The organism is Chitinophaga sp., assembly GCF_035564935.1.
GTDB lineage: Bacteria > Bacteroidota > Bacteroidia > Chitinophagales > Chitinophagaceae > Chitinophaga.
In genome coordinates this window covers 1-3020 of record NZ_DATMTE010000919.1, presented here as the reverse complement: position 1 = coordinate 3020, position 3020 = coordinate 1, and the positions used below count along the sequence as shown (strand labels likewise).

General features: G+C 43.6%; 2 protein-coding genes. Both read right to left on the bottom strand.

Translation table 11 applies throughout. The annotated features are described in order from the left end of the window. Window positions 1-60: 60 nt before the first annotated feature. Complete coding sequence (gene recJ, locus VN105_RS23950; RefSeq protein ID WP_325644986.1) at window positions 61-1773, bottom strand: single-stranded-DNA-specific exonuclease RecJ; 1713 nt, start codon at window positions 1771-1773, stop codon at window positions 61-63. Window positions 1774-1836: 63 nt separating this feature from the next. Further along, window positions 1837-2802, bottom strand: coding sequence for a polyprenyl synthetase family protein (locus tag VN105_RS23945; protein ID WP_325644984.1), 966 nt, complete (start codon window positions 2800-2802; stop codon window positions 1837-1839). Window positions 2803-3020: the final 218 nt, after the last annotated feature.

The window sequence follows — 3020 nt, the reverse complement described above, 5'->3', positions numbered from 1 at the left end:
GGTTGCTGAAGCAGCATAAATAAAAGAAAGGGTTGTTTCCCCCGGGGAACAACCCTTTTATCAATTATTTGCGGAAGACCTGATATCAATTACTTTCAACTGTAAGGAGGTTTGTCCGTTCCATTCATTTTCATCAAGTGTAAACACCATATCAAACGGCCTTTTTCCAGCCACTAAGGGAAATTTTTCCGCCATATAAAAGCCGATCCCCGACATAGTTGGGCCATATCTTCCCTGTTTTACAGAGAATTTGATATGGTCGTCTTTTACAATCTTCGAATAACCATTATCCATCAGGTTCCTGGCCAGGAAAACAGGCCGGAGGTTCTCAGGTCCCAGTGGTTCAAATTGCCGGAGAATGTTATAGAATGCGGCGGTAATTTCCTGGAACTGGATTTCGGAATCTATTACAATTTCCGGTACCAGCTGATCCGGGTGGATGGTGCGCGCCACTACTTCTTCGAAGCGTTCCTGGAATGCTTTTACGTTCTCCGTTTTAAGCGTCATGCCAGCTGCGTAAAAGTGTCCCCCGTAATTTTCGAGGAGATCTTTACATTGGTGAATCGCCTCATATACATTGAAGCCCATTACAGAACGGGCAGACCCTGCAACTTTATCGTTCGACTGGGTAAGGATAATGGTGGGGCGATAGTAGTATTTATCTATCAGCCGGGAGGCCACAATACCTACTACGCCTTTGTGCCAGTGTGCCTGATAAAGTACGGTCGATTTTCTGCGGGCAATATCTGCATCATTTTGTAACAGCACAATTGCTTCCTGGGTAATGGTACTGTCAATTTCCTTTCTGTCGAAATTATCTGAATGAAGCACAGCTGCAATGGCAGCGGCTTTTTCCACATCGTTTTCAATAAAGAGGTTTACCGCTTTCCGTGCGTCATCCATTCTGCCGGCTGCATTTACGCGTGGAGCAATCACAAACACCAGGTTGGCGATGGTTAGTTTTTCCTTCAAAGCGCTGAGGGTGATCAGCGCTTTAATGCCGGGCAGCGGATCGTCATTTACTTTTACCAGGCCATGAAAGGCCAGTATCCTGTTTTCACCGGTCATTGGAACAATGTCGGCCGCAATACTGGTGGCAACCAGGTCCAGGTATTTATTGGCTTCCGATTGGGGAAGCCCTCTTTTTTGTGCAAAGGCGCAAATCAGTTTGTAGCCAATGCCGCATCCGCTAAGTTCTTTATAAGGATAGGGGCAATCATGCTGCTTCGGATTCAGGATGGCCACGGCAGGAGGCAGTACCGCATCAGGCAAATGGTGATCGCAGATGATAAAGTCGATGCCCCATTCCTTTGCTGTGCTGATATGTTCCACTGATTTAATACCACAGTCGAGCGCAATGATCAGGCTGAAATCATTGTCCCTGGCATATTCAATGCCCTGTATGGAAATACCATATCCCTCCCGGTAACGGTGTGGAATATAAAATTCAATATTGGTGTAGAGTTTTTGCAGAAAGGCGTATACAGTGGCTACTGCAGTACAGCCATCTACATCATAGTCCCCGTAGATCAATATTTTTTCATGTTGAAAAAAAGCCAGTTCAATCCTGGAAATGGCTTTATCCATGTCTTTCATTTTCCAGGGATCATGGAGGTCATCCAGTGTAGGGCGGAAAAATTGCCGGGCAGCCTCATAGTTGGTTACATTGCGTTGCACCAGTAACCGGCATAACAGCGGATGTATGCGCAATGACGACTGTAGTAACTGTTCCTGATTTGGTTGATATGCCTTTACCGTCCAGCGTTTTTGCATTATTATATTTTAAAGGCCCAAGCTTTACGCTTCTTCCGCATATTACATTATTTTTTATTCTTACTAAAATGTTCTGTCAGTTGTAAATCGAACCAGAGATTCTAATCCGTTCCTGACAGCGTTTTCAGGGAATTTATTTAAGATGGCAAGGGCTTCATCCCGGTATTCAAACATTTTTTGCCTCGTATAATCAATACCGCCAGATGCTTTTACCAGGCGGATAACTTCTTCCACACGGTCTTTTTCTGTATTGTGATTTTTTACTATGTTAATGATCTTTCTTCTTATTTCGGTGGAAGCGTGTTCCAGGGTATAGATCAGCGGGAGGGTCATTTTTTTCTCGCGGATGTCGATGCCGGTTGGTTTCCCTATTTTGGCGGAGCCATAGTCGAACAGGTCATCTTTAATCTGGAAGGCAATACCCACTTTTTCGCCGAAAAGGCGCATTTGTTCAGTGGTATGGTCGTCGTTGCTGCTGCTCCATGCACCTGCAGCACAGGCGGAGGCCAGTAATGAGGCTGTTTTGCGGCGGATGATCTCAAAGTAAATATCTTCCTTGATATTCAGTTTCCTGGTTTTCTCGATCTGCAGCAGCTCACCTTCACTCATTTCCTTCACCGCTTCCGATAATATCTGTAAAGTCCGGAAATCGTTATTGTTGAGGGAGAGCAACAGTCCTTTTGAAAGGAGGTAGTCGCCCACCAATACCGCAATTTTATTTTTCCAGAGGGCATTAATAGAAAAAAGGCCGCGGCGTTCGTTGGCGTCGTCCACTACATCATCATGCACCAGCGTGGCAGTGTGAAGCAGTTCCACCAGTGCCGCTGCGCGGTAAGTGCTTTCCTGTATATTGTCACTGAAGAGTTTTGCGGATAATAAAACAAACATGGGCCTGATCTGCTTTCCCTTGCGCTTTACAATATAATGCATGATCCTGTCCAGTAATGGCACATGACTTTTTACCGAATCTGCGAATTTACTTTCAAAATCCTGTAATTCTCTACCTATCAGGTGTTTAATATCGTCCATGAATTAAATAAAAAGGATTGCTAAGCTAGCTTTTATAAATCATATTTTAACATTTTGGCCTCTAATTTGTATATGGAGTATAACATTCCTTTAACAGGAGTTAAGGAATACTTTAACAAGAGATATACATATCCTTAACTTAAGCGGATTTAAGGTATATAAATACTTTCATTTAAGCTCTAATTTTGAAGGACTTATCAATGAAAATAATATTGCAA